Below are 25,859 nucleotides of genomic sequence, written 5' to 3' on the forward strand. Positions count from 1 at the left end.
CGCGGGCGCGTCGTTGCCGCGGGCGACACGGGTGGCTTACAGTGCGCGCTCGCGCTTTTCCCCTCTTTTTCTCCCTCCCGAACCGACAGAAGCCGCCATGACCACCCTCGGCACCCCCCTCTCCCCCTCGGCAACCCGCGTGATGCTCCTCGGCTCCGGCGAACTCGGCAAGGAGGTGCTGATCGCCCTGCAGCGCCTGGGCGTCGAGACCATCGCCGTCGACCGCTACGAGAACGCACCCGGCCAGCAGGTGGCCCACCATGCGCGCACCATCGTCATGAGCGACCCCGCGCAGCTGCAGGCGCTGATCGAGGCCGAGAAGCCGCAGCTCGTGGTGCCCGAGATCGAGGCCATCGCCACGCCGATGCTGCAGCAGCTCGAGGACGCGGGCACGGTGCGCGTGATCCCCACGGCCCGCGCCGCCCGCCTCACGATGGACCGCGAAGGCATCCGCCGCCTGGCGGCCGAGACGCTGGGCGTGCCCACCAGCCCCTACAAGTTCTGCGACTCGCTCGCCGAGCTGCAGGCCGCGATCGACGCGGGTATCGGCTACCCCTGCATCGTGAAGCCCGTGATGAGCAGCTCCGGCAAGGGCCAGAGCAAGATCGACGGCCCGGCCGATGTGCAGAAGGCCTGGGACTACGCCATGGCCGGCGGCCGCGTGAGCCATGGCCGCGTGATCGTCGAGGGCTTCATCGACTTCGACTACGAGATCACGCTCTTGACCGTGCGTGCCAAGGACGCCGGCGGCGCCGTGAGCACCCGGTTCTGCGAGCCCATCGGCCACGTGCAGGTCAGCGGCGACTACGTCGAGAGCTGGCAGCCGCACCCGATGGCGCCCGCCGCGCTGCGGAAGGCGCAGCAGATCGCCGAGGCGGTCACGGCCGACCTCGGCGGCCAGGGCCTGTTCGGCGTCGAGCTGTTCGTCAAGGGCGACCAGGTCTGGTTCAGCGAGGTCAGCCCGCGCCCGCACGACACCGGCATGGTCACCATGGCCACGCAGTGGCAGAACGAGTTCGAGCTGCATGCGCGCGCGATCCTCGGCCTGCCGGTGGACACCACGCTCAAGAGCCCGGGCGCCAGCGCGGTGATCTACGGCGGCGTCGATGCCCAGGGCATCGCCTTCGACGGCGTGGCCGAGGCGCTGCAGGTGCCGGGCGTGGACCTGCGCCTGTTCGGCAAGCCCGAGAGCTTCGTCAAGCGCCGCATGGGCGTGGCGCTGGCGCATGCCGCCGACGTGGAGACCGCGCGCGCCAACGCCAAGGAAGCGGCTTCGCGCGTGAAGCCGCGCCAGGCCTGAACGCTTCGGCCGCCCGGTTGCGCGCGCGACAGCGGTAGCCAGTTTTCGCAAGCCGCGCCGCGCAGGCGCAGGCATGGTGCCGGGGCTGACGAAAGACGCCGGCCCTGGGGAGGCATGCGGGTGCATGCGGATACCGTCCGCGCGCGCCGCGCTCCACACTGGGTCGATCGATCGATCCACCGGAGACACCATGCTGCATCCCCAGGCCCGCGCGCTGCTCGACTTTATCGAGGCGCGGGGCATCCCGCCGACCCACACGCTGTCGCCCGCCGACGCGCGCGCCTTCTACCGCGAGCGCCGCGCCGCCACCCAGCCGCTGCCGGCCGAAGTGGCCGAGGTGCGCGACCTCGCGGCCGACGGGCCGCACGGCCCTATTCCCGTGCGCATCTACCGGCCGCTGGCCTCGGGCGCCGGCCCGCTGCCGGTGCTGGTGTATTACCACGGCGGCGGCTGGGTCATCGGCGACCTCGACACGCACGACGTGCTGTGCCGCGAACTGGCCAACGGCGCGGGCTGCGCGGTGGTGGCGGTCGACTACCGCATGGGCCCCGAGCACCGCTTCCCGGCCGCGGTCGACGACGTGCTGGCCGCCACGCGCTGGGTGCGGCGCGAGGCCGCGGCGCTGGGCGTGGACGCGAGCCGCATGGCGGTGGGCGGCGACAGCGCCGGCGGCAATCTCGCGGCGGTGGTGGCGATCGCCGCGCGCGACAGCGCCGACCTGCCGCTCGTCTTCCAGCTGCTGATCTATCCGGCCACCGACATGCGGCGCGGCCATCCGTCGCACCAGGCCAACGGCCAGGGCTACCTGCTGACGCGCGACACGATGACCTACTTCCACGACCACTACATCACCGATGCGAAGCACGACCTCGACTGGCGTGCCTCGCCGCTGCTGCACGGCGATCTGTCGCGGCTGCCGCCGGCGCTGGTGCTCACGGCCGGCTACGACCCGCTGCGCGACGAGGGCCTGGCTTATGCCGAGGCGCTGACCGCGGCCGGCAACAGCGCGAACTACGTCTGCTTCGAGCGCCAGATCCATGGCTTCGTGACCATGGGCAAGGTGCTCGACGAGGCCAACACCGCGGTCGCGCTTTGCGCCACCGAGTTGCGTCGCGCGCTCGCGGCGCCACGGCCGCAGGCCTAGGGAAAGTCCCCGCGCAAATCGGTGCCGCGCCGCGCGCGTGCCCCGCTACGATCAGCCCCACAACGACGCCGACCCAGGGCCCGTGCCCTGGCCCAGGCCCCCGAATGCAGGAGACAGACACCATGCAGGGAACGAGGATGGCGCCGTCGACGCAAGGCGGTGCCCGCGAGGGTCGCGGCCAGGGCGAACGCCTGATGTGGCTCACCACGCAGCGCGTGTTCTACGCCGGCCTGCTGGGCCGTGCCGCCGTGCGCACCATGGGCGGCCATGGCGTCTATATCTCTCCCGCGGGTGCACCGCCCAACCGCCTGCGCGTGGGCGGCGGCGCCTGGCAGAGCGGCGAACTGCTGGTGGTGCCGCCGCAGGTGCCGATCGAGATCGAGAGCGCGCATCCGCTGATCCTCAACCTGCTGATCGAATCGGAGTCGGTCGATCCCGCGCGCATGCCCGACTGGCTGCAGCACTGCGGCCCGGTGCAGGCACCGGCCTTCGTCCAGCGCGTGCGCGAGAGCCATGCCCAGCTGCTGGCCGCCTCGGCGCGCGGCCAGCGCTTCGACGGCCTGGACTTCGACCGCCAGTTCTTCGGCGCGCCGCTCGCGCCGCGCGCGCTCGATGCGCGCATCCGCAAGGTCATCGACACGATCAACGCCGATCCCGCGGCCGCCACCTCGGCCGAGGAATGCGCGGCCTCGGTGCACCTCTCGTTCTCGCGCTTCCTGCACCTGTTCAAGCAGGAGACCGGCATGGCCTTCCGCGCCTTCCGCGCCTGGAAGCGCGCGCGCAGCCTGCTGCGCTACGTGCGCCAGACCGCCACCCTGACCGACATCGCGCTCGAGGCCGGCTATCCCGACTCCACCCATTTCAGCCATTCGATCCGCCAGGTCTATGGCCTGAAGCCCAGCGACATCCTGGCCGGCTCGCGGCGCCTCGCGCTGCACGACGCCGCCGGCGCGGCCTACCGCCCCTTCACGTCCCCGTTCCGTCACCTGCGCCAGTAAGGCCAAGGAGGTTCCCGTCGTGCAGATCCTCCAGCTCCTGCTGTCGGGCATCGCGCAAGGCTGCATCTACGGCCTGATCGCGCTCGGCTTCGTGCTGATCTACAAGGCCACCGAGACGGTGAGCTTCGCGCAGGGCGACCTGATGATGCTCGGCGCCTTCGCCGCGTTCGCGGGCATGTCGCTGTTCGGCATGCCGTTCTGGCTCGCGGCCGTGCTCGCCATCGCCGCGATGGCGGCCTTCGGCGTGCTGCTCGAGCTGGTGGTGATCCGCCCGATCCTCGGCCAGCCGCAGTTCTCGATCGTGATGCTCACCATCGGCATCGCCTACGTGGCGCGCGGGCTGGTCACCATGGTGCCGGGCATCGGCACCGAGACCCATGCGCTGGCCGTGCCCTACAAGGACCGGATCTGGAAGCTCGGCGAGCTGGTGGTGAACCTCGAGCAGCTCGTGATCATCGTCGCCACCGCGATCCTCTGCGGCCTGCTGTTCGCGATGTTCCGCTACAGCAAGCTCGGCATCGCGATGCAGGCCTCGTCGCAGAACCAGCTCGCGGCCTACTACATGGGCATTCCGGTCAAGCGGCTCAACGGGCTGGTGTGGGGGCTGGCGGCCGCGGTCGCGGCCATCGCCGGCATGCTGCTCGCGCCGATCACCTTCGTGCACGCCAACATGGGCTTCATCGGCCTCAAGGCCTTTCCGGCGGCGGTGGTCGGCGGCTTCGGCAGCCTGCCGGGCGCGATCGTCGGCGGGCTGGTGATCGGCATCGTCGAGTCGTTCGCGGGCTTCTATCTGCCCGACGGCTTCAAGGACACGGCGCCGTACATCGTGGTGCTGCTGATGCTGATGATCAAGCCCAACGGCCTGTTCGGCGAGAAGCTGCGCAAGAAAGTCTGAACGATGCGCTACATCTTCAAGACCTCCTACGACCAGGACATCCGGCTCGCCAAGCATGGCGGCCAGGTCTTCTGGTATGGCCTCTTGTGCGTCTTCCTGCTGGCCGCGCCGTGGGTCATCGACGAGTACTGGCTCGCGCAACTGACCTTCGTGCTGATCTACGGCATCGTCGGCCTGGGCCTGATGCTGCTCGCGGGCTTCACGGGCCAGTTCTCGATCGGCCACGCGGCCTTCCTCGGCACCGGTGCCTACACGCAGGGCGTGCTGACCAACCTCGGCGTGCCGTTCCCGCTCGCGCTGGTCGCGGCCGCGGCGCTGTCGGCCGGCGTGGGCGTGGTGGTGGCGCTGCCGGCGCTGCGCGTGAAGGGCATCTACCTGGGCATCGCGACGCTCTCGTTCGGCTTCATCGTCGAGGAGGTGTTCGCGCGCTGGGAGAGCGTGACCGGCGGCAACGCGGGCCTGCACGTGAAGTCGCCGCAGCTCTTCGGCTGGTCGCTGGGCTCGGGCGACGGCTTCTACTTTCTGTGCCTGGTGGTGGCGGTGCTCAGCACGCTGGGCATCCTGAACCTGCTGCGCTCGCCGACGGGCCGCGCCTTCGTGGCGATCCGCGACTCGGAGATCTCGGCGCAGAGCATGGGCATCCATCTCGCGCGCTACAAGACGATGTCGTTCGCGATCTCGGCCGCGCTCGCGGGGCTCGGCGGCGCGCTCTACGCGCACAAGCTGAGCTTCATCTCGCCCGACCAGTTCAACATCCTGCAGTCGATCGACCTGCTGCTGATGGTGGTGATCGGCGGGCTCGGCTCGGTGCACGGCGCCTTCCTCGGCGCGATCTTCCTGATCGCGATGCCGCAGCTGATCTCGATGGGCAAGGACTGGCTGCCCGCGGTGATCGGCCAGGCGCCGGGCCTGCAGGGCTTCGTCTACGGGGTGGTGCTGATCGTGTTCGTGCTGTTCGAGCCGCTGGGCCTGTACGGGCGCTGGCTCAAGGTGCGCACCTACCTGCAGCTGTTTCCGTTCTACCGCAAGGGCCTGTTCAAGCGGCAGAAGTCCTTCACCAAGTCGGATCGCCTGAGATGAGCGGCGGCGACATCCTTCTCTCGGCCCGGGACCTGAGCGTGCGCTTCGGCGGCGTGCTCGCGGTCAACAAGGTCAGCTTCGACGTGCGGCGCGGCGAGGTGTTCACGCTGATCGGGCCCAACGGCGCGGGCAAGACCACGGTGTTCAACCTGATCAGCCGCATCTACACGCCGACCTCCGGCCAGATCACCTGGCATGGCGAGGCCGGCGGCGCGGTGGCGCTGACCAGTCAGGCGCCGCATGCGATCGCGGCGCTCGGCATCGCGCGCACCTTCCAGAACATCGAGCTGTTCGAGCATGCGACGGTGCTGCACAACCTGCTGATCGGCCGCCACACGCACCGGCGCAGCGGCTTCTGGCGCGAGCTGTTCTTCACGCCGGCCACGCGGCGCGCCGAGATCGAGGCGCGCGAGAAGGTCGAGCAGGTGATCGAACTGCTCGACCTGCAGCACCACCGCGACGCGATGGTGGCGGGCCTGCCCTACGGCGTGCGCAAGGTGGTGGAGCTGGCGCGCGCGCTGTGCACCGAGCCGAAGCTGCTGCTGCTCGACGAACCCTCGTCGGGCCTCAACGTCGAGGAGACGGCCGACATGGCGTTCTGGATCCAGGACATCCAGCACGAGCTCGGCGTGTCGGTGCTGATGGTGGAGCACGACATGTCGCTGGTGTCGAAGGTGTCGGACCGCGTGCTCGCGATGAACCAGGGCGAGGTGCTCGCCACAGGCTCGCCGCGCGAGGTGCAGGCCGATGCGCGCGTGGTGGAGGCCTACCTCGGCACGGTCGACGACGTGAGCAGCCTGCGGAGGGTTCGAGCATGAGCGACGTGGTGCTTCAGTTGCTCAACGTCGAGAGCGCCTACGGCCCGATCAAGGCCATCCGCGGCGTGAGCCTCCAGGTGCGCCAGGGCGAGATCGCGACCGTGCTGGGTTCCAACGGCGCCGGCAAGACCACCATCCTCAAGACCATCTCGGGAATCATCGATCCGCGCAAGGGCAGCATCGAGTTCCAGGGCCGCGACATCACGGCCAGGGACCCGGCCCACATCGTGCAGCAGGGCCTGAGCCACGTGCCCGAAGGCCGCGAGGTGTTCCCGCTGCTGTCGGTGCGCGACAACCTGCTGATGGGCGCCTACACGCGCCAGGACCGCGACGGCGTGGCGCGCGACATCGAGACCGTGTTCGGCTACTTCCCGATCCTGCGCGAGCGCGCCACGCAGGACGCCGGCCTGCTCTCGGGCGGGCAGCAGCAGATGCTCGCGATCTCGCGCGCGATCATGGCGGCGCCGCAGCTGATCCTGCTCGACGAGCCCAGCCTGGGCCTGAGCCCCAAGCTCACCAAGGAGATCTTCGAGATCGTGGTGCGCATCAACCGCGAGCGCGGCACCACCATCCTGCTGGTGGAGCAGAACGCCAACATGGCGCTCAACGCGGCCGACCACGGCTACGTGCTCGAGAACGGCCGCATCGTGATGGAGGACAGCTGCGAGCGGCTGCGCGAGAAGGAGGACATCAAGGAGTTCTACCTCGGCGTGAAGGACGAGGGCGTGCGCGGCGAGCGGCGCTGGAAGAAAAAGAAGACCTGGAGGTAGCACCGATGAGCAGCACCTTCGCACTGCGCGCGCCGGCCGGCCTCTGGGACCTGGCGCACCTGCAGCCCCGCACCGAGGTGGTGGTGCCGGGCGACACCATCCCGGCCGTGTTCTGGAAAGCGGTCGAGTTGCGCCGCGACAAGGTCTGGATGCGGCAGAAGGAATTCGGCATCTGGCGCAGCTGGACCTGGGGCCAGACCGCCGAGGCGGTGCGCGAGATCGCGGGCGGCCTGATGGCGCTGGGCTTCGCGGCCGGCGAGTGTGCCTCGGTGCTGTCGAACACCGTCATCGAATGGGTGCTGGCCGACGTGGCGGTGCTCAGCTGCGGCGGCGTCTCCAACGGCATCTACCCGACCGACGCGGCCTCGCAGGTGCAGTACCTGTGCGAGGACTCGCGCACCACGGTGCTGTTCGTCGAGGACGACGAGCAGCTCGACAAGGCGCTCGAGGTGCGCGCCGCGCTGCCGCTGCTGCGCAAGGTGGTGGTGTTCGACATGGAGGGCCTGCGCGAGCTCGACGATCCCGACGTGCTGAGCCTGGAGGCCCTGCGTGCCCTGGGCCGCGCGCACCTGGCCGCGCATCCGCGGGCGCTCGAGCAGCGCGTGGCCGCCTGCCGTGCCGAGGACCTCGCGATCCTGGTCTACACCTCGGGCACCACCGGCAAGCCCAAGGGCGCGATGCACAGCCACGGCGGGCTGGTCTACACCATGCGCGGCTACAACACGCTGCTGGCGCAGGACGAGAGCGACGAGCGCATGTGCTTCCTGCCGCTGTGCCACATCGCCGAGCGCATGGGCGGCGAGTACTTCGCGATGTACACCGGCTCGATCCTCAACTTCGTCGAGAACCCCGAGACCGTGCCCGAGAACGTGCGCGAGATCGCGCCTACCGTGTTCACGGCCGTGCCGCGCGTGTGGGAGAAGTTCTATTCGGGCGTGATGATCGCGCTCAAGGAGGCCAGCCGGCTGCAGCAGGCGGCCTACGGCTGGAGCATCGGCGTGGGCCAGCAGATCGCGCAGCGGGTGCTCGAGGGCCGGCCGGTGGGCGCGGGGCTGCGCCTGAAGTTCCGCCTGGCGCGCTGGCTCGCGCTCGACAACGTGCGCAAGCTGATCGGCATCCACCGCGCGCGCTTCCTCGTGACCGGTGCCGCGCCGATCTCGCCCGAGCTGGTGCGCTGGTACCTCGCGCTCGGCGTGCCGATGCTCGAGGTCTGGGGCATGACGGAGTCGTGCGGCGCTTCCACCGGCGTGCCGGTCACGCGCATCATGCCGGGCTCGATCGGCCCGGCGGCCGGCTACAACGAGGTGCGCCTCGATCCGCAGACCGGCGAGATCCTGGTGCGCGGCCCGAACGTCTTCATGGGCTACCTGAACCTGCCCGAGAAGACCGCCGAGACCATCGACGCCGAGGGCTGGCTGCACACCGGCGACGTCGGCACGGTCGACGCGGAAGGGTATTTCCGCATCACCGACCGCATGAAGGACATCATCATCACGGCAGGTGGCAAGAACATCACGCCGAGCGAACTCGAGAACGAACTCAAGTTCAGCCCCTACGTCACCGACGCGGTGGTGATCGGCGACAAGAGGCCCTACCTGACGGTGATCGTGATGATCGACCAGGAGAACGTCGAGAAATTCGCGCAGGACAACGACGTGCCGTTCAGCAACTACGAAAGCCTCACGCGCACGCAGGAGGTGCTCGACCTGATCCAGGGCGAGATCGACCGCGTCAACGCGAAGTTCGCGCGCGTGGAGCAGATCAAGAAGTTCTTCCTGCTCGAGACGCAGCTGAGCGCCGAGGACGAGGAGCTGACGCCGACCATGAAGCTCAAGCGCAAGCTGGTGCAGACCAAGTACGCGCCGCGCATCGAGGCCATGTACCGCTGAGCGCATCGAAGAACGTCCCGATCGCCACCCGATTTTTTCGCCAACCCGAGGAGACAAGCGCATGAAGCTCAAGACACCGACGATGCTGGCCGTGCTGGGCCTGGCCGCGACGCTCGCGTCCGCGCAGCAGGGCGTGACCAAGGACGAGATCCGCATCGGCACGATCCAGGACCTCTCGGGGCCGCTCGCCGGCTTCGGCAAGCAGGCGCGCAACGGCATGCAGCTGCGCGTGGACGAGCTCAACGAGCAGGGCGACGTCAACGGCCGCAAGCTCAAGCTCTACGTCGAGGACTCGGGCTACGACCCGAAGAAGGCCGTGCTGGCGGCGCAGAAGCTGGTGAACCAGGAGAAGATCTTCATCATGGCCGGCCACATCGGCACGGCGCAGAACATGGCGGCGATGCCGGTGCAGTTCGACAAGAACGTCGTCAACTACATGCCGATCACCGCGGCGCGCGAGATGTACGAGCCGCTCAACCGCCTCAAGTACTCGTTCGCCGCCACCTACTACGACCAGATCCGCCTGGCGCTGCCGAAGATGGTGAAGGACAAGGGCGCGAAGAAGGTCTGCACCATCTACCAGGACGACGAGTTCGGCCTCGAGGTGCAGCGCGGCGCCGAGGCCGGCCTCAAGACCGTCAACATGGAGCTGGCCGAGAAGACCTCGTTCAAGCGCGGCGCCACCGACTTCAGCTCGCAGGTCGCGAAGATGAAGGCCGCCAACTGCGACCTGGTGGTGCTCGGCACCATCATCCGCGAGACCATCGGCACGGTGGGCGAGGCGCGCAAGACCGGCTTCAACCCGACCTTCCTGGGGTCGAGCGCGGCCTACACCGACCTGATCCACAAGCTCGGCGGCAAGGCCATGGACGGCATCTACGCGACCATGACGGTGCAGAACCCCTACACCGACGAGCAGTCGCAGCCGCTGCGCTTCTGGGCCAACAAGTACAAGACCAAGTTCAACGAGGACCCGACCGTGTTCTCGGTCTACGGCTACGTGATCGTCGACTCCTTCATCAAGGCGGCGCAGAAAGCCGGCCCGAACCTCACGACCGACAGCTTCATCAAGGCCATGGACAGCATCACCTTCGAGCCCGACATGTTCGGCAGCCCGAAGAGCACCTACACCGCCACCAAGCGCCTGGGCAACGACCAGTCGCGGCTGTCGCAGATCAAGGACGGCAAGTGGGTGGTGGTGTCGGACTACGTGGCACCCTGAGGCCGGGCCCCGGCGGCGGGGCGGGCGGCTATATTGCGCGGCATCCCATCCTCGCGAGAACGCCATGCCCCAGTACTGGCTGATGAAATCCGAGCCCGACGAGGTCTCGATCGACGATGCGCTGGCCGCGCCCGACGCCACCGTGGCGTGGACCGGCGTGCGCAACTACCAGGCCCGCAACTTCATGCGCGACGGCATGAAGGTCGGCGACGGCGTGCTGTTCTATCACTCGAGCTGTCCCGAGCCCGGCATCGCCGGCCTCGCGCGCGTGGCCTCGGGCATCAAGCCCGATCCCACGCAGTTCGACCCGAAGTCGCCCTACTACGACGCGGCCTCGAAAAAGGACGATCCGCGCTGGCTGCTGGTGGACGTGCAGGCGCTGCGCAAGACGCGCCTGCTGGCGCTGCCCGAGCTGCGCGCGAAGCCCGAGCTGGCCGAGCTCACGATCCTGCGCAAGGGCAACCGGCTGTCGATCACGCCGGTGGAGCCGGCGCACTGGAAGATCATCGAGAAGATGTTGGGCTGAAGGAATTCGGGAACGGACAGCCGAACGCAGAAGACGCGAAGGTTGCGCAGAAGTCGCAGAAGAACAGCCAAAAAAACTTTTCGAAAGTCTTCTTCTGCGACTTCTGCGCTTCTTGGTTTTCCTTCTGCGTTCGGCTGTCCGCCCCCGAATTCAGCCAGCCTTCGACAGGATCGGGAACAGCTTGCCCAGGCCGTCGGTCATCACCTCGACCGCCAGCGCCGCGAGGATCAGGCCCATGAGCCGGGTCATGATGTTGATGCCGGTCTTGCCGAGCACGCGCGCGATCGGCTGGGCGAGCGAGAAGGCGATGGCCGTGGCCAGCGCCACCACCACGCCATAGCCCACGAGCACCGCGAGCTCCCACAGGTGCTTGGCCTTGTCGGCGTAGATCACCACGGTGGAGATGGTGGCCGGGCCGGTGAGCAGCGGGATGGTCAGCGGCACCACCGCGATCGAGGCGCCCATCGAGGCCTTGACCTCGGTGGCGCGCAGCTCCTCGACGTTGGTCTTGCTCTCGGCCGGCTGCGCGTTGAGCATCGACAGCGAGCTCATCAGCAGCAGCAGGCCACCGCCGACCTGGAAGCTCGCGATCGAGATGCCGAAGAAGGACAAGAGCTGCAGCCCGATCAGCGCGCTGACCGCGATCACCACGAAGGCGCTGAAGGCCGACATGCGCACCGTGCGGCGGCGCTGCGCGTCGGAATAACCCTGCGTGTAGTGGATGAAGAAGGGCACGATGGCCAGCGGGTTGACGATCGCCACCAGCGTGACCAGCGGCTTGATCAGGTCCATCGAGGTGCTCATCAGCGTCCTCCCGAGACGTCGAGCAGGGCCATGGTGGTGTAGCTGGCCTCGTCGGACAGCAGCCACACGATCGCGTTCGCCACCTCTTCCGCGCTGCCGGGGCGCTTCATCGGCACCGAGGCGGCGAGGTCGAAGGCCCGGTCGGGCATGCCACCCGAGGCATGGATCTCGGTGTCGATCAGGCCCGGGCGCACCGCGTTGACGCGAATGCCCTCGTCGGCCACTTCCTTGGCCAGGCCGAGCGTGAAGGTGTCGATCGCGCCCTTGCTCGCGGCGTAGTCCACGTACTGCTCGGGCGAACCCAGCCGCGAGGCGGCGCTCGAGAGGTTGACGATCACGCCGCCCGTGCCGCCGTGGCGCGTGCTCATGCGGCGCACCGCCTCGCGCGCGCAGACGAAGCTGCCGATCACGTTGATGCGGAACATGCGTTCCAGCCGCGCCGCGCTCATCTCGTCGACGCGCGCGCGCACGTCGACCACGCCGGCGCTGTTGACCAGCGCCGTGAGGCGGCCGAGCCTGGCGTCGACCTGCTCGAACATGGCCATCACCTGCGCTTCGTCGCCGACATCGGCCTGCACCGCGATCGCCTTGCCGCCCGCGGCGCGAATCGCGCGCACGACTTCGTCGGCCGCGAGCGAGTTGCTCGCGTAGTTGACCGCCACGGCATGGCCGCGCCGCGCCGCCAGCAAGGCGGTGGCGGCGCCGATGCCGCGTCCGCCCCCCGTGACCAAGAGCACCTGCTGGTTCAATTCCGATCTCCTGCACAAAAGCTGCGCGTCAGTTAAAACCGTCGGTCCGGATTACATCACCGAGGGTGGCTCGCAAGTCGCGGGCCTTACCCGCAGTACCGGGATGTTCCGGCGGCGCTTCGTGCGCGGAGGTGAATTCATGAGCAAGACCATCGACTACTACTTCCCCCCCCAAAGCCCCTGGACCTACCTGGGCCATGCGCGCTTCGCCGCGATCGCGGCCGCGGCCGGCGCCACGGTGCGCGTGCGACCGGTGGACATGGGCAGCATCTTTCCGGTCTCGGGCGGGCTGCCGCTGGGCAAGCGCGCGCCGCAGCGGCAGGCCTACCGGCTGGTCGAGCTGGAGCGCTTCTCGAAGCACCTGGGCATTCCGCTGCATCCGAAGCCGAAGTTCTTTCCGGTCGCGGGCGACGACGCGGCGCGGCTGATCATCGCGGTCGATCTCAACGACGGCTGCGAGGCCGCGATGCGCATGTGCGCGGCGGTGTTCGGCGCGGTGTGGGCGCAGGAGCGCAACATCGGCGACCCCAAGGTGCTCGAGGCGCTGGTGGCCGAATGCGGCCTGCCAGCCAAGCGCGCCGAGCAGGCGCAGAGCCAGGCGGTGCAGGAACGGTACGAGGCCTACACGCAGGAGGCCATCGACATCCAGGTCTTCGGCGCGCCGAGCTACGTGATCGACGGCGAGATCTTCTGGGGCCAGGACCGGCTCGATTTCGTCGAACGCGCGCTGCGCGCGGGGCCGGCGGGCTGAGCGCCGCCGACACGCACCGGACACGCATTCCCTCCATCCTTCCCATTGCCATCAAAGGAGCAACACATCATGGGTCAATTCATCGATCTCACCGCCAAGGACGGCTTCGGCTTCCCCGCCTACGTGGCCGAACCCGCCGGCACGCCGCGCGGCGCCGTCGTCGTGGTGCAGGAGATCTTCGGCGTCAACTCGCACATCCGCTCGGTGGCCGACGGCTACGCGGCCGCGGGCTACCTGGCCGTCGCGCCCGCGACCTTCCACCGCGTGAAGCCCGGCGTCGAGCTCGGCTACAGCGAGGACGACATGAAGACGGGCTTCGGCCTGAAGACGGCCGTGGAGGCGCTGCCCGCGCCCGGCGTGCTGCAGGACATCGAGGCCGCCGTGGCCTACGCGGCCAAGGCCGGCAAGGTCGGCATCGTCGGCTACTGCTGGGGCGGCCTGCTGACCTGGCGCGCCGCCGCGCTGGTGCCCGGCCTCTCGGCCGCCGCGCCCTACTACGGTGGCGGCATGACCTCGCCCGAGGAAACCGCGCGCCAGCCCAAGGTGCCGGTGCAGGCCCACTTCGGCAACCAGGACCACTGGATCCCGCTCGACACCATCGAGAGCTTCAAGAAGGCCCATCCCGAGGTCGAGGTGCACGTGTACCCGGTGGGCCACGGCTTCAACTGCGACCAGCGCGGCTCGTACGACGCCGACGCGGCCAAGCTGGCGCGCGAGCGCGTGCTGGCCTTCTTCGCGCAGCACATCGGCTGAGCGCGCTCGCTTCGTCGCATGGGAGCCCGGCGCCGCCGGGCTTTTTCATTTCTTGAGGCCGGGCTTGTCGCCCACGCGGGTCTCGAGGAAGTCGAGCAGCGCGCGCAGCGCGGCGCTGTTGTGGCGCCGCTGCAGGTAGACGGCCGACAGCCACATGTCCTTGCGCGCATAGTCCTGCAGCACCGGTACCAGCTCGCCCTGGTCGATGTGCGACTGCACCAGGATCGAGGGCAGGTAGATCACGCCGAAGCCGCGCATCGCGATGCGGATCAGCGGCGCGCCCTCGGTGCAGTCCATGCGGCTCCTGACGTGCACGTCGAGCGGCTCGCCGCCGTCGTCGAAGCGCCAGACCGGCTGGGCGCCGAGCAGCGAGTGGGTGAGCGCCTCGTGGTCCGCCAGGTCGCGCGGATGCTCGGGCTTGCCGTGCTTCTTCCAGTAGACCGGCGAGGCGCACACCACCATGTTCATGAGCCGCAGCTTGCGCATGATCAGGTTGGCGTCCTCCACCGGGCCGCTGCGGATGTCGACGTCGATGCCTTCCTCGGCGAGGTCGACCGTGCGGTTGGTCAGCTGCAGGCTGATGCGCACGTCGGGGTAGTGGCGCATGAAGTCGGCCAGCAGGTTGGGGAACTCGCCGTTGCCCATGCCGTGCGGCGCCGAGATGCGCAGCCGGCCGCCGGGCTGGCTCGCGCGCTCCTGCAACTCGGCCTGCGTGAGCTCGACCATCTCGAGCACCGGCGTGCTGCGCTCCAGCAGCAACTGGCCGGCGTCGGTGAGGCTCACCGAGCGCGTGGAGCGGTTGAGCAGGCGCACGCCGAAGCGGGTTTCGAGTTCGGCGACATACTTGCTGACCGTGGCCTTGGACATGTCGAGCCGCTTGGCCGCCTGCGAGAAGCTGCCATGCGCCGCGACTTCGCGAAAGGTTCTGATCAGGTCGAGGCTGTCCATGGATGTCGTGCCGGTAGCGCTGGGCGATGGCGCGATTCTCAAGGGTTTTTCTTAGCATGGCCGCGCGGCACTTTCGTGGCGCGCCGCGACTCGCACGCAGGCAAGGATGCATTCGATGACACGTACTTTTCGATTCCATGCGGCCCTCGCGCCGGCGATGCTGGCACTGGCGGCCCTGTGGCTGCCGGCCGGCGGGGCGCTCGCCCAGGCCTTCGATCCGATCCGGCCGATCGGCCCCGGCGCGGACCGCGCCGCGCTGGCCGCCGAAGCCGCCGCGGCGGCGCGCGCCGGCAATGCGTATGGCGACGTGGAGGCCGAGCGGCCGCTCGCCGCGCCGCGCACCGGCGGGCGCGACCGCGCGGCGGTACGCGCCGAGGCGGTGGCGGCCTCGCACGACCCGAGCCTGAACCTCGACCGCCGCGCCTTCGTCAACAGCGAGATCCCGCCGCAGATCAAGGCCGTGCCGGGCACGCCGCGTACCGGGCGCTGAGCATGCGGCGGGGCGGAATGGCCCGCTGCGCGCCCAGGTTAATGACTGAACGGTCGACCTGACATTGTTTCAATACCGGAAACACCGTGTCTCTGAACCGGGTGTTTTCCCGAACGATTTCGCCTTGAAACTCGCCGCACAGGCGAGCCGATTCGCGCGCCTGGTGGCTAAACCCTCCGACGTACCGTATCAAGGACAAACGAAATGAAGACCTCGCACATCATCGCCGCCGCCGCTCTGGCCCTCGTTGCCGCCGCTGGCGCCCAAGCCGAAACCTATGAAGGCGTGACCCAGGCCGTCTCGACCAAGAGCCGCGACGAAGTCAACACCGAAGCCGTGCGCGCCGCCGCCGCTCCGAACCAGAACGTGACCCGCGGCTCGCGCGGCCCGGAAACGGTCGCCGTGTCGAAGGACCGCGCCCTGGTCGAAGCCGAAGCGATCCGCACCGCCGCCGCTCCCGACCAGAACGTGACCTCGGGTTCGCGCGTGAACAGCAAGGTCATCTCGACCATGCAACACCCGCTCGACGCACGCGTCCAGGCCCAGCAAGGCACCGGCGCCACCGCCAAGTAAGCTGTCGCACGGCACCGGGCGGCCTTCGGGCCGTTCGCATCCGGACGAAAAAAAGCCACGCGGGGATCGCTCCGCGTGGCTTTTTTTCATGCGCGTTCGGTCAGCGCGTGCGCGCGAGGTAGCGCTTGCGCCAGAAGATCAGCACCAGCAGCACCGCGATCGCGAGCATCGAGCCCATGGCGATCCAGAAGCCGTCGGCCTTGTGCACCAGCGGGATGAACTCGAAGTTCATGCCGAAGATGCCGGCGATCAGGTTCAGCGGCAGGAACACGGCGGTGAGCACCGTCAGCACCCGCATGATGTCGTTGGCCCGGTGGCCCTGCACGCTGAAATGCATCTGCACCGCGGTCTCGGCGTTCTGCTCGAGCCGGCGCACGTGGTGCACCACGCGCTCGATGTGTTCGAGCACGTCGCGGCTGCGGATCATCACCAGCTCGCGCTCGCGCCCCTCGGCCGCGTCCTTGGGCGGCGGCAGGGTCTCGAGGTTGTCGAGCCAGTCCTGCATGGCGGCGCGCTGGTCCTCGCAGATCTCGTCGAGGTGGTGCAGCGACTGGCGCGATTCCATCAGCGCGCCCCAGTTGGTGAAGCGGCTGCGCGGGTCGATGAGCTCGGCCTGCCAGTGGTCGAGCTGCTTCGTGAGCTCGCGCCGCAGGTCGAGGTAGCCGTCGACGATCTGGTTGATGACGCGCAGCATCAGGTCGGCCGGGCTGGTGGGCACGCGGTTCGTGACCGCGCGCACGTCGAGCGCCGGCGTACCGCGGTCGCCGGGCGCGGCGGCCGCCAGCAGGCGCGCGGCGAAGACGTCGCGCACCGCGCCGTCCTCGGGATGCACCGACAGCAGCACGCGGTCGAACACGGCGAAGCCGACCGGGCGGGTGTCGATGCGGCGCAGCACGGGCGGGCCGCCGCGCGGGCGCGGGGCCGGGGCGGCGGCGGGTGGCGCGGTCGAAGCGGGCGGCGCCGGCTGGCCGTTGCCGCTCGCGAGCCGGCGGAACACCAGCACGTCGTACTGCGAGGTGTAGTCGCTGTGCGAGGGCAACTGGTCGTTCAGCAGGTCGGCCACGTGCAGGTCGACCAGCTGGGTCTGGCACAGGGTCTGCAGGATCTGCTGCACCTCGGGCAGCGAGGCGCGGAATTCGTCGCGCGTGAGCGAGATCCAGAGATAGCTGGCGGCGCTGCAGGAGCCGGGCAGGGCCAGCGGCGCCAGCGCGGCATGCTCGCTGACCTGCGAGCTGTTGATTTCGAAGATTCGCATCGCGCGCCCCCGTGCTTGCTCAAGATGGCCCGGACTGAAGGCCGGGCGGCCCCATTGTGCTACTTAGTTTGTAGCAGGCGGGCAGCGTCGAGCGCGAAGTAGGTGAGGATGCCGTCGGCACCCGCGCGCTTGAAGGCCAGGAGGCTCTCGAGCACCACCGCGTCGTGGTCGAGCCAGCCGTTCTGGGCCGCGGCCTTGAGCATCGCGTACTCGCCGCTCACCTGGTAGGCGAAGGTCGGTACGCGGAATTCGTCCTTCACGCGGCGCACGATGTCCAGGTAGGGCATGCCGGGCTTCACCATCACCATGTCGGCGCCCTCGGCGATGTCGATTCCCACCTCGCGCAGCGCTTCGTCGCTGTTGCCCGGGTCCATCTGGTAGACCTTCTTGTTGCTCTTGCCGAGGTTGGCGGCCGAGCCGACCGCGTCGCGGAACGGGCCGTAGAAAGCGCTCGCGTACTTGGCGCTGTAGGCCATGATCCGCGTGTGCACGTCGCCGCGCGCTTCGAGCGCCTGGCGGATCGCGCCGATGCGCCCGTCCATCATGTCGCTGGGCGCCACGATGTCGACGCCGGCCTGCGACTGTGTGAGCGCCTGCTTCACCAGCACTTCGACCGTGGGGTCGTTGAGGATGTAGCCGCTGTCGTCGAGCAGGCCGTCCTGGCCGTGGCTGGTGTAGGGGTCGAGCGCGACGTCGGTCATCACGCCCAGTTCGGGAAAGCGCGCCTTGAGCGCCGCCACCACGCGCGGGATCAGGCCGTCGGGGTTGAAGGCCTCGTCGCCGGCCGGGGTCTTGAGGCTCGCGTCGATCACCGGGAACAGCGCCATCACCGGGATGCCGGCCGTCACGCACTGCTCGGCCACGGGCAGCAGCAGGTCGAGGCTCAGGCGTTCCACGCCCGGCATCGAGGCCACCGCGTCACGCCGGCCGCTGCCTTCCTGCACGAACACCGGGTAGATCAGGTCGTGCGTGGTGAGGGCGTTTTCCCGCACCAGGTTGCGCGTGAAGGCGTCGCGGCGAAGGCGGCGCGGGCGCCCGGCGGGGAAGGCGGCGAAGGAGGAAAGGGTGGAGCTCATGCGGAAAATTGTGCCCGAACTAAAGTTCCTGACCTGTTGTCGCGGATGGGACCGGTTGTCCGACAACTACGGAAATTAGTAGTACCAAAGTAATAAATTTTTACCCGAGAATGTTAATTAAAGCGCAGCAGTCGCTTGAAACCTTGTTTCGTCTTTGTTAAATTCTGCCCCGGACGGCTTGCCGTCCCCCGCTTTTCCTCCCTGAGCGGGTGCCTTGATGTGTGACAGCAAAAGGGCTTCCCAGCCCGACGTGAAGACGTCGGGCTTTTTTTTGTCCGCCGCTTTCGTGGGGGGCCGCCGAAACCGGGTGCCTGCGGCGGGGAGCGGCCACTAAACTGGCCGCCATGCTCTGGGTCAAGTCCTTCCACATCGTCTTCATCGCCAGCTGGTTCGCCGGCCTGTTCTACCTGCCCCGGATCTTCGTCAACCTCGCGATGGTGCCGCCCGAGTCGCTCGCCGAGCGCGAGCGCCTGCTGCTGATGGCGCGCAAGCTGCTGCGCTTCACCACCTTCCTGGCCGTGCCGGCGCTGGGCTTCGGCCTCTGGCTGTGGCTGGGCTACGGCATCGGGCGCGGCCCGGGCAACGGCTGGATGCACGCCAAGCTGGCGCTGGTGCTGGTGGCGATCGGCTACCACCACGGCTGCGCGGTGCTGCTGCGTCGCTTCGTGGCCGGCGAGAACCGGCGCAACCATGGCTGGTACCGCTGGTTCAACGAGCTGCCGGTGCTGCTGCTGCTGGCGATCGTGATCCTGGTCGTGGTCAAGCCCTTCTGACGGCGGTGGCGACGCAGCACAAGTCCGCCGCGCTGCCCCTTGCGCTGGCCTATGCGGCGCTGATCGTCTACGCGAGCCTCTATCCCTTCGCCGACTGGCGCGACCAGGGCATCGCGCCCTGGGCCTACCTGTGGGCGCCCTGGCCCAAGTACTGGACCGGCTTCGACTTCGCGATCAACGTCGCGGGTTACGTGCCCTTCGGATTTCTCTGCGCGCTGTCGGTGCTGCGCACCCGCAGCACGGCGAGCAACGGCCGCGCCGTGCTGCGCGCCACGCTGGCGGGCGTGGCGGTGTCCTTCGCGATGGAAACACTGCAGAGCTACCTGCCGGTGCGCATTCCCTCGAACGTCGACCTGGGCCTGAACAGCGCTGGCGCGCTGCTGGGCGCCGTGCTGGCGGTGGCGCTCGAGCGCTTCGGCGCGGTCGCGCACTGGGGGCGGGTCCGGGCGCAATGGTTCGGCGACGACGCCCGCGGCGCGCTGGTACTGCTCGCGCTGTGGCCGTTCGCGCTGCTGTTCCCGGCCGCCGTGACCTTCGGCCTGGGCCAGGTGTTCGAACGGCTCGAGGCGGCGATCTCCGAATGGCTGCTCGACACCCCGTTCATCGACTGGCTGCCGGTGCGCCAGTTCGAGCTCGAGCCGCTGGTGCCGGCGGTCGAGCTGCTGTGCGTGATGCTGGGCGCGCTGGTGCCCTGCCTGCTCGGCTATCTGGCGGCGCGCACGGTGGTGCAGCGCGCGGTGCTGCTGCCGCTGATCCTGCTGACGGGCGTGGCGGCCTCCGGGCTGTCGGCCGCGCTGAGCTACGGCCCCGACCATGCCTGGGCCTGGCTCGGGTTGCCGGCGCAGGTCGGCATCGCGGCGGCGCTGTTCGCCGGGGTGGCGCTGCTGTTCGCGCCGCGGCGCCTGTGCGGCGCGCTGCTGCTGGTGGCGCTGGTGCTGCAGCTGAGCCTGCTGAACCAGGCGCCCGAGAGCGCCTATTTCGCGCAGACGCTGGCGACCTGGGAGCAGGGGCGCTTCATCCGCTTCCACGGGCTGGCCCAGTGGCTGGGCTGGTTCTGGCCGTTCGGGGTGCTGGCCTACGTGATCTTCCTGCTGTCGCGGCGCAGCCGGGCGCCGGCCGCCTGAGGGGAAGGTCCGGGCGCGCGGGCGGCGGTCCTAGAATCCGCCGATGTCCACCCCCGCCAGCCACGCCGCGCCTTCGGGCTACTACGGCCGCCACATCTTCTTCTGCCTCAACGAACGCAAGAACGGCGAGGATTCCTGCGCCATGCACAACGCCCAGCAGGGCTTCGACCGCTGCAAGTCCAGGGTCAAGGAGGAGGGGCTCTCGGGGCCCGGCAAGGTGCGCGTCAACAAGGCCGGCTGCCTCGACCGCTGCGCCGGCGGCCCGGTCGCCGTGGTCTATCCCGAGGCGGTCTGGTACACCTTCGTCGATGCCGACGACATCGACGAGATCGTCGACTCGCACCTGAAGAAGGGCGAGATCGTCGAGCGCCTGCTGCTGCCGCCCGACGTCGGGCGCTGAACTTTTCGCCCGGGCCTGCGCTCGTACCGTGCTCGCCGCAGGCACCCCTCTCACTGTCGGCCTGCCGGCCCGTTCCACTCCGAGCCTCATGAATTCCCAGACCGAAAAGATCAGCCTCCAGGGCGCCGCCGGTGCCATCGAGGTGCAGCGCGACCAGCCGGCCGAGGCCGCGCGCGGCATCGCCGTCATCGCCCATCCCCATCCGCTGTTCGGCGGCACCATGGACAACAAGGTGGTGCAGACCCTCGCGCGCGCCTTCATCGCCTGCGGCTGGACCGCGGTGCGCTTCAACTTCCGCGGCGTCGGCACCAGCCAGGGCGTGCACGACGAGGGCCGCGGCGAGCTCGAGGACATGCTGAACGTCGTCGGCCAGCTCGCGCCCGAGGGCCCGCTGGCGATCGCCGGCTTCTCGTTCGGCGCTTTCGTCGCGAGCGGCGCGGTCGAGAAGCTCTGGGCAGCGCGCGACGTGCGGCAGATCGTGCTGGTCGGCACCGCCGCCGCGCGCAACACCGTGGCCGTGCTGCCGCCCGAGGCCCACGAGCGCACGCTGGTGGTCCACGGCGAGGCCGACGACACGGTGGCGCTGTCGGCCGTCATGGACTGGGCGCGGCCGCAGTCACTTCCTGTCACAGTCGTCCCCGGGGGCGGCCATTTCTTTCACGGACAATTGCCGCTGCTCAAGAGCCTGGTCGCGCGCCATCTGCGCGCGGACAACCCGGCCGCCTGAAAGCCTGGCTTGCAGGCACGTCTTCGTTTCTTTCCCATCGCTCCCATGAATCGCTTCCTCCACGGTGCCCGCGCGCTGTTGCTCGCCGCCGCCGCTTCCGTCTGCCTGATCGCCGCCGCCCAGGTGCCCGCACCCCCCGAGATCGCCGCGCGCAGCTACCTGCTGCTCGACGTGACGGCCAACCAGATCCTCGCGCAGAAGGACATCGACAGCCCGGTCGAGCCCGCGTCGCTGACCAAGCTGATGTCGGCCTACATCGTGTTCGACGCGCTGCGCGCCAAGAAGATCACCCTGACGCAGACGATGCCGGTCAGCCCGCGCGCCTGGAAGATGCCGGGCTCGCGCATGTTCATCGACCCGAAGATGCAGGTGCCGGTGGAAGACCTGATCAAGGGCCTGATCGTGCAGTCGGGCAACGACGCCACCGTGGCGCTGGCCGAGGGCGTGGGCGGCACGGTCGAGCATTTCGTCGAGATGATGAACGCCCAGGCCAAGGTGCTGGGCATGAAGAACACCACCTACAAGAACCCCGAGGGCCTGACCGCGCCCGGCCACACCACGACCGCGCGCGACCTCAGCATCCTGGCGACCCGGCTGGTGCGCGACTTCCCCGAGGAAGCCAAGTACTACGCGATCAAGAAGTACCGCTACCCGGGCACGCCCTCGACCAACGACACCAACCGCAACCTGCTGCTGTTCCGCGATCCGACCGTCGACGGACTGAAGACCGGCCATACCGAAGCCGCCGGCTACTGCATGATCGCCACCGCCAAGCGCGACTTCCCGAACCTGACCGGCGGCCGCCGCCTGCTGTCGATCGTGCTCGGCACCTCGGGCGAGACCGTGCGCGCCAACGAATCGCAGAAGCTGCTGAACTGGGGCTACACCGCCTACGACGCCGTGCGCCTGTTCGACGGCGGCCAGCCCGCGGCCACGCCGGCGGTCTGGAAGGGCAAGCAGAACGTGCTCAAGCTCGGCCGCCCCGAGCCGATCGTGGTCGCCGTGCCCGCGGGCACCGCCAGCAAGCTCAAGACCCAGATCGCGCGCCCCGACCCGCTGGTGGCGCCGTTCACCAAGTACCAGCCCGTGGGCACGCTCAAGGTCACGCTCGACGACCAGCCGGTGGCCGAGGTGCCGCTGGTGGCGCTGGAGCCGGTCGAGCAGGCCGGCATGCTGGGCCGCGCCTGGGATGCGGTCCGACTCTGGATCAAGTGATCGGCCGCACGGCCTGAACGCGGGCCGAGCCGGCTGACTTTGCCGTTTCACGAGCCCGCTGCTATACTCGTGGGCTTTTCGGAAAATTCCGAAGGGATTCACGTTTGCGTCATCTCCCGGTTCCTGAGTCACGATCAGGGCGCCGCAAGGCAGTTCCGGGGTATTTCTCGTTTTGGGACTAATTCATTCATGCCAACCATCAATCAACTGGTGCGTCAGGGCCGGACGGTCGAAAAGATCAAGTCCAAGAGCCCTGCCATGCAGAACTCGCCGCAACGTCGCGGTGTCTGCACCCGGGTCTACACCACGACCCCCAAGAAGCCGAACTCGGCACTTCGTAAAGTTGCCAAGGTCCGCCTGACCAACGGCTTCGAAGTCATCTCCTACATCGGCGGCGAAGGCCACAACCTGCAGGAACACAGCGTCGTGCTGGTTCGCGGCGGTCGTGTCAAGGACTTGCCCGGTGTGCGCTACCACATCGTGCGCGGTTCGCTCGACCTGCAAGGCGTGAAAGACCGCAAGCAGTCGCGTTCCAAGTACGGCGCGAAGCGTCCCAAGAAGGCCTGATCGGGTTCTTCTTTCAGTAGTTGTTTCATCGGTGTTCGAGTGCCTTGGCGGGCATGTCGAGCGTAGTGACCCGAAGTTGGGTCGAGTAAGTGAGGGTCCGAGTCGACTCTCGCGGTGCCGGAGACGGTGCCAACTGAAGCAAAGAGGTTAAGAAAATGCCACGTCGTCGCGAAGTCCCCAAACGTGAAATCCTGCCGGATCCCAAGTACGGCAATGTCGAGCTGTCGAAGTTCATGAACGTGATCATGGAAGGCGGCAAGAAGGCTGTTGCCGAGCGCATCATCTATGGCGCGCTCGACTTCATCGAGAAGAAGAACCCGGACAAGGACCCCCTCGAGGCGTTCACCGTTGCCATCAACAACGTGAAGCCGATGGTCGAAGTGAAGTCGCGCCGCGTCGGCGGTGCGAACTATCAAGTGCCGGTCGAAGTCCGTCCCGTCCGCCGCCTCGCCCTGTCGATGCGCTGGATCAAGGAAGCCGCCCGCAAGCGCGGCGAGAAGTCGATGGCCCTGCGTCTGGCCAACGAACTGATGGAAGCCACGGAAGGCCGTGGCGGCGCGATGAAGAAGCGCGACGAAGTGCACCGCATGGCGGAAGCCAACCGGGCGTTCAGCCACTTCCGCTTCTAAAAACCAAACTTCGCTTGGGCGTTGGGTGTCGGGTGTCGGGCGTATAGCCTGCCCCGGGGCCCAGCGCTCAACGCATTTCAACCCGAAAGTAAATCATGTCCCGCAAGACCCCCATCGAGCGCTACCGCAACATCGGCATCTCCGCGCACATCGACGCTGGCAAGACCACGACGACGGAACGTATCCTGTTCTACACCGGTGTGAACCACAAGATCGGTGAAGTGCACGACGGTGCCGCCACGATGGACTGGATGGAGCAGGAACAAGAGCGCGGCATCACGATCACCTCGGCTGCCACGACCTGCTTCTGGAAGGGCATGGCCCAGAATTTCCCCGAGCACCGCATCAACATCATCGACACCCCCGGCCACGTGGACTTCACCATCGAGGTGGAGCGTTCCATGCGCGTGCTGGACGGCGCCGTGATGGTCTATGACGCCGTCGGCGGCGTGCAGCCCCAGTCGGAAACCGTCTGGCGCCAGGCCAACAAGTACAAGGTTCCCCGTCTCGCGTTCGTCAACAAGATGGACCGCACCGGCGCGAACTTCCTGCGCGTGCGCCAGATGATGATCGACCGCCTGAAGGCCAACCCCGTCGTGATCCAGATCCCGATCGGCGCCGAAGACAAGTTCCAGGGCATCGTCGACCTCGTGAAGATGAAGGCCATCATCTGGGACGAGGACAAGGGCGTGACCTTCACCTACGGTGAAATCCCGGCCGACCTGGTCGACGTCTGCAACGAGTACCACGAGAAGCTGGTCGAAGCAGCCGCCGAAGCGAGCGAAGAGCTCATGAACAAGTACCTCGAAGGCGAGAAGCTCTCCGAAGAGGAAATCAAGAAGGCCCTGCGCCAGCGCACCATCGCCGGCGAAATCCAGCCGATGCTGTGTGGCTCGGCCTTCAAGAACAAGGGCGTGCAGGCCATGCTCGACGCCGTGATCGAGTACATGCCCGCTCCGACGGACATTCCCCCGGTTGCCGGCACCGACGAAAGCGACGCACCGGTGGTGCGTCAGGCCGACGACGAAGAGAAGTTCTCGGCGCTCGCCTTCAAGCTGATGACCGACCCGTTCGTGGGCCAGCTGACCTTCGTGCGCGTCTATTCGGGCGTGCTTTCGAAGGGCGACAGCGTCTACAACCCGGTGCGCGGCAAGAAGGAACGCATCGGCCGTATCGTGCAGATGCACGCGAACAACCGCGAGGAAGTCAGCGAAATCCGCGCCGGCGACATCGCCGCCTGCGTGGGCCTGAAGGAAGTGACCACCGGCGAGACGCTGTGCGATCCCGATTCGGTCGTGACCCTCGAGCGCATGGTGTTCCCGGAGTCGGTGATCTCGCAGGCCGTCGAGCCGAAGACCAAGGCCGACCAGGAAAAGATGGGCATCGCCCTGCAGCGCCTCGCGCAGGAAGACCCGTCGTTCCGCGTCAAGACCGACGAGGAATCGGGCCAGACCATCATTTCGGGCATGGGCGAGCTCCACCTCGAAATCATCGTGGACCGCATGAAGCGCGAGTTCGGCGTGGAAGCCAACGTGGGCAAGCCGCAGGTGGCCTACCGCGAAACGATCCGCAAGACCGTCGAGGAAGCCGAAGGCAAGTTCGTTCGCCAGTCGGGCGGCAAGGGCCAGTACGGCCACGTCGTGCTGAAGATCGAACCCCAGGAAGCCGGCAAGGGCTTCGAGTTCGTCGACGCCATCAAGGGCGGTGTGGTTCCTCGCGAATACATCCCCGCGGTGGAAAAGGGCGTGGTGGAAGCGCTGACGCAAGGCGTGCTGGCGGGCTACCCCGTCGTGGACGTCAAGGTCACGCTGCACTTCGGCTCGTACCACGACGTGGACTCGAACGAAATGGCGTTCAAGATGGCCGCGATCTTCGGTTTCAAGGAAGGTGCCCGCAAGGCCAACCCCGTGATCCTCGAGCCGATGATGGCAGTGGAAGTCGAGACGCCCGAAGACTACGCCGGCAACGTGATGGGCGACCTGTCGTCCCGCCGCGGCATGGTGCAGGGCATGGACGACATGGTCGGTGGCGGCAAGGCCATCAAGGCCGAAGTGCCGCTGTCGGAAATGTTCGGCTACTCGACCACGCTGCGCTCGATGTCGCAAGGCCGCGCCACGTACACGATGGAGTTCAAGCACTACGCCGAAGCTCCGCGTAACGTCGCCGAAGCCATCGTGGCTGCCCGCGCGAAGTAAGCGTTTCAGGAATGCAGGGCCGCGCAGTGCGCGGCCCTTCTTGTCTGCGATCCGGTGCCGTCTCGTTCCCGTGCGAGGCGATCCAGCAACCGGATGCAGACATAAAACCAATACACGGGACTGCTCTTTCAAGGATTGAAAAATGGCAAAAGGTAAATTCACCCGCACGAAGCCGCACGTGAACGTGG

27 protein-coding genes are annotated in these 25,859 nt (G+C 68.0%); 22 read left to right on the top strand and 5 right to left on the bottom strand.

The genetic code is table 11. The features are described from left to right. Positions 1–97: 97 nt before the first annotated feature. From purT to KV106_RS31825, 10 genes are all read left to right on the top strand, one after another. Positions 98–1,300, top strand: a complete 1,203-nt coding sequence (gene purT, locus KV106_RS31780) for a formate-dependent phosphoribosylglycinamide formyltransferase (protein ID WP_057595121.1) — start codon at positions 98–100, stop codon at positions 1,298–1,300. Positions 1,301–1,490: 190 nt separating this feature from the next. Further along, positions 1,491–2,444: an alpha/beta hydrolase gene (locus tag KV106_RS31785; RefSeq protein ID WP_261215221.1), complete on the top strand. Its 954-nt coding sequence runs from the start codon at positions 1,491–1,493 to the stop codon at positions 2,442–2,444. 122 nt (positions 2,445–2,566) lie between these two features. Beyond that, complete coding sequence (locus KV106_RS31790) at positions 2,567–3,442, top strand: helix-turn-helix domain-containing protein (protein WP_057595119.1); 876 nt, start codon at positions 2,567–2,569, stop codon at positions 3,440–3,442. Between the two features lie 19 nt (positions 3,443–3,461). Further along, positions 3,462–4,337, top strand: coding sequence for a branched-chain amino acid ABC transporter permease (locus KV106_RS31795; protein ID WP_057595118.1), 876 nt, complete (start codon positions 3,462–3,464; stop codon positions 4,335–4,337). 3 nt (positions 4,338–4,340) lie between these two features. After that, positions 4,341–5,417, top strand: a complete 1,077-nt coding sequence (locus KV106_RS31800) for a branched-chain amino acid ABC transporter permease (protein WP_093355289.1) — start codon at positions 4,341–4,343, stop codon at positions 5,415–5,417. Then, the gene (locus KV106_RS31805) at positions 5,414–6,235 is read left to right on the top strand and encodes an ABC transporter ATP-binding protein (RefSeq protein WP_203203899.1); all 822 of its coding nucleotides are present in this window, start codon (positions 5,414–5,416) and stop codon (positions 6,233–6,235) included. The genes KV106_RS31800 and KV106_RS31805 overlap by 4 nt, the downstream gene beginning before the upstream one ends. Beyond that, complete coding sequence (locus KV106_RS31810) at positions 6,232–7,005, top strand: ABC transporter ATP-binding protein (protein WP_093355294.1); 774 nt, start codon at positions 6,232–6,234, stop codon at positions 7,003–7,005. The genes KV106_RS31805 and KV106_RS31810 overlap by 4 nt, the downstream gene beginning before the upstream one ends. 5 nt (positions 7,006–7,010) lie before the next feature. Continuing rightward, entirely contained in the window at positions 7,011–8,894 is a 1,884-nt protein-coding gene (locus KV106_RS31815) for an AMP-dependent synthetase/ligase (protein WP_261215233.1), read from the top strand. Positions 8,895–8,955: 61 nt separating this feature from the next. Next, complete coding sequence (locus KV106_RS31820; RefSeq protein WP_057595113.1) at positions 8,956–10,116, top strand: ABC transporter substrate-binding protein; 1,161 nt, start codon at positions 8,956–8,958, stop codon at positions 10,114–10,116. Between the two features lie 64 nt (positions 10,117–10,180). Further along, positions 10,181–10,642, top strand: coding sequence for an EVE domain-containing protein (locus tag KV106_RS31825; RefSeq protein WP_261215236.1), 462 nt, complete (start codon positions 10,181–10,183; stop codon positions 10,640–10,642). Between the two features lie 150 nt (positions 10,643–10,792). Here the strand turns inward: KV106_RS31825 and KV106_RS31830 are convergent, their stop codons facing one another. Next, a complete protein-coding gene (locus tag KV106_RS31830) occupies positions 10,793–11,446 on the bottom strand; it encodes a MarC family protein (RefSeq protein WP_409976579.1) in 654 nt (217 codons plus the stop codon). After that, entirely contained in the window at positions 11,446–12,195 is a 750-nt protein-coding gene (locus tag KV106_RS31835) for an SDR family oxidoreductase (RefSeq protein ID WP_261215237.1), read from the bottom strand. Before KV106_RS31835 ends, KV106_RS31830 begins: the two co-directional genes overlap by 1 nt. Before the next feature lie 139 nt (positions 12,196–12,334). On the opposite strand from KV106_RS31835, the gene KV106_RS31840 reads away from it, so the two are divergent. Together KV106_RS31840 and KV106_RS31845 are read left to right on the top strand one after the other, a co-directional pair. Beyond that, complete coding sequence (locus tag KV106_RS31840; RefSeq protein ID WP_057595110.1) at positions 12,335–12,946, top strand: 2-hydroxychromene-2-carboxylate isomerase; 612 nt, start codon at positions 12,335–12,337, stop codon at positions 12,944–12,946. Positions 12,947–13,015: 69 nt separating this feature from the next. Continuing rightward, positions 13,016–13,699, top strand: a complete 684-nt coding sequence (locus tag KV106_RS31845) for a dienelactone hydrolase family protein (RefSeq protein ID WP_261215245.1) — start codon at positions 13,016–13,018, stop codon at positions 13,697–13,699. A 45-nt stretch (positions 13,700–13,744) separates the two neighbouring features. On the opposite strand, the gene KV106_RS31850 is transcribed toward KV106_RS31845, so the two are convergent. Then, entirely contained in the window at positions 13,745–14,647 is a 903-nt protein-coding gene (locus KV106_RS31850) for a LysR family transcriptional regulator (RefSeq protein ID WP_057595108.1), read from the bottom strand. 115 nt (positions 14,648–14,762) lie between these two features. Here KV106_RS31850 and KV106_RS31855 point away from each other — a divergent pair, with 115 nt between their 5' ends. Continuing rightward, a complete protein-coding gene (locus KV106_RS31855) occupies positions 14,763–15,137 on the top strand; it encodes an alpha/beta hydrolase (RefSeq protein ID WP_261215248.1) in 375 nt (124 codons plus the stop codon). Positions 15,138–15,341: 204 nt separating this feature from the next. Continuing rightward, entirely contained in the window at positions 15,342–15,710 is a 369-nt protein-coding gene (locus KV106_RS31860; protein ID WP_057597508.1) for a DUF4148 domain-containing protein, read from the top strand. 100 nt (positions 15,711–15,810) lie between these two features. On the opposite strand, the gene KV106_RS31865 is transcribed toward KV106_RS31860, so the two are convergent. Both KV106_RS31865 and hemB read right to left on the bottom strand, forming a co-directional pair. Continuing rightward, on the bottom strand, positions 15,811–16,965 hold the full coding sequence (locus tag KV106_RS31865) for a magnesium transporter CorA family protein (protein WP_057597509.1): 1,155 nt from the start codon (positions 16,963–16,965) through the stop codon (positions 15,811–15,813). Between the two features lie 59 nt (positions 16,966–17,024). Then, a complete protein-coding gene (hemB, locus tag KV106_RS31870; RefSeq protein ID WP_261215251.1) occupies positions 17,025–18,041 on the bottom strand; it encodes a porphobilinogen synthase in 1,017 nt (338 codons plus the stop codon). Between the two features lie 344 nt (positions 18,042–18,385). Here hemB and KV106_RS31875 point away from each other — a divergent pair, with 344 nt between their 5' ends. The 8 genes from KV106_RS31875 to fusA all read left to right on the top strand — a co-directional run bounded on the left by KV106_RS31875 (position 18,386) and on the right by fusA (position 25,671). Next, positions 18,386–18,814, top strand: a complete 429-nt coding sequence (locus tag KV106_RS31875; protein WP_057597511.1) for a CopD family protein — start codon at positions 18,386–18,388, stop codon at positions 18,812–18,814. A gap of 5 nt (positions 18,815–18,819) precedes the next feature. After that, the gene (locus KV106_RS31880; RefSeq protein WP_057597512.1) at positions 18,820–19,938 is read left to right on the top strand and encodes a VanZ family protein; all 1,119 of its coding nucleotides are present in this window, start codon (positions 18,820–18,822) and stop codon (positions 19,936–19,938) included. 43 nt (positions 19,939–19,981) lie between these two features. After that, a complete protein-coding gene (locus KV106_RS31885) occupies positions 19,982–20,338 on the top strand; it encodes a (2Fe-2S) ferredoxin domain-containing protein (RefSeq protein WP_057597513.1) in 357 nt (118 codons plus the stop codon). Between the two features lie 88 nt (positions 20,339–20,426). Next, entirely contained in the window at positions 20,427–21,065 is a 639-nt protein-coding gene (locus tag KV106_RS31890; protein WP_261215254.1) for an alpha/beta hydrolase, read from the top strand. Between the two features lie 45 nt (positions 21,066–21,110). Further along, positions 21,111–22,280, top strand: a complete 1,170-nt coding sequence (locus KV106_RS31895; RefSeq protein WP_057597515.1) for a D-alanyl-D-alanine carboxypeptidase family protein — start codon at positions 21,111–21,113, stop codon at positions 22,278–22,280. Between the two features lie 189 nt (positions 22,281–22,469). Next, complete coding sequence (gene rpsL, locus KV106_RS31900; RefSeq protein WP_057597516.1) at positions 22,470–22,847, top strand: 30S ribosomal protein S12; 378 nt, start codon at positions 22,470–22,472, stop codon at positions 22,845–22,847. Between the two features lie 155 nt (positions 22,848–23,002). Next, positions 23,003–23,476, top strand: coding sequence for a 30S ribosomal protein S7 (gene rpsG / locus KV106_RS31905; protein WP_007829591.1), 474 nt, complete (start codon positions 23,003–23,005; stop codon positions 23,474–23,476). Positions 23,477–23,571: 95 nt separating this feature from the next. Then, on the top strand, positions 23,572–25,671 hold the full coding sequence (fusA, locus tag KV106_RS31910; protein ID WP_057597517.1) for an elongation factor G: 2,100 nt from the start codon (positions 23,572–23,574) through the stop codon (positions 25,669–25,671). Positions 25,672–25,859 lie beyond the last annotated feature (188 nt).

The organism is Variovorax endophyticus (assembly GCF_025376855.1).
Lineage (GTDB): Bacteria > Pseudomonadota > Gammaproteobacteria > Burkholderiales > Burkholderiaceae_C > Variovorax.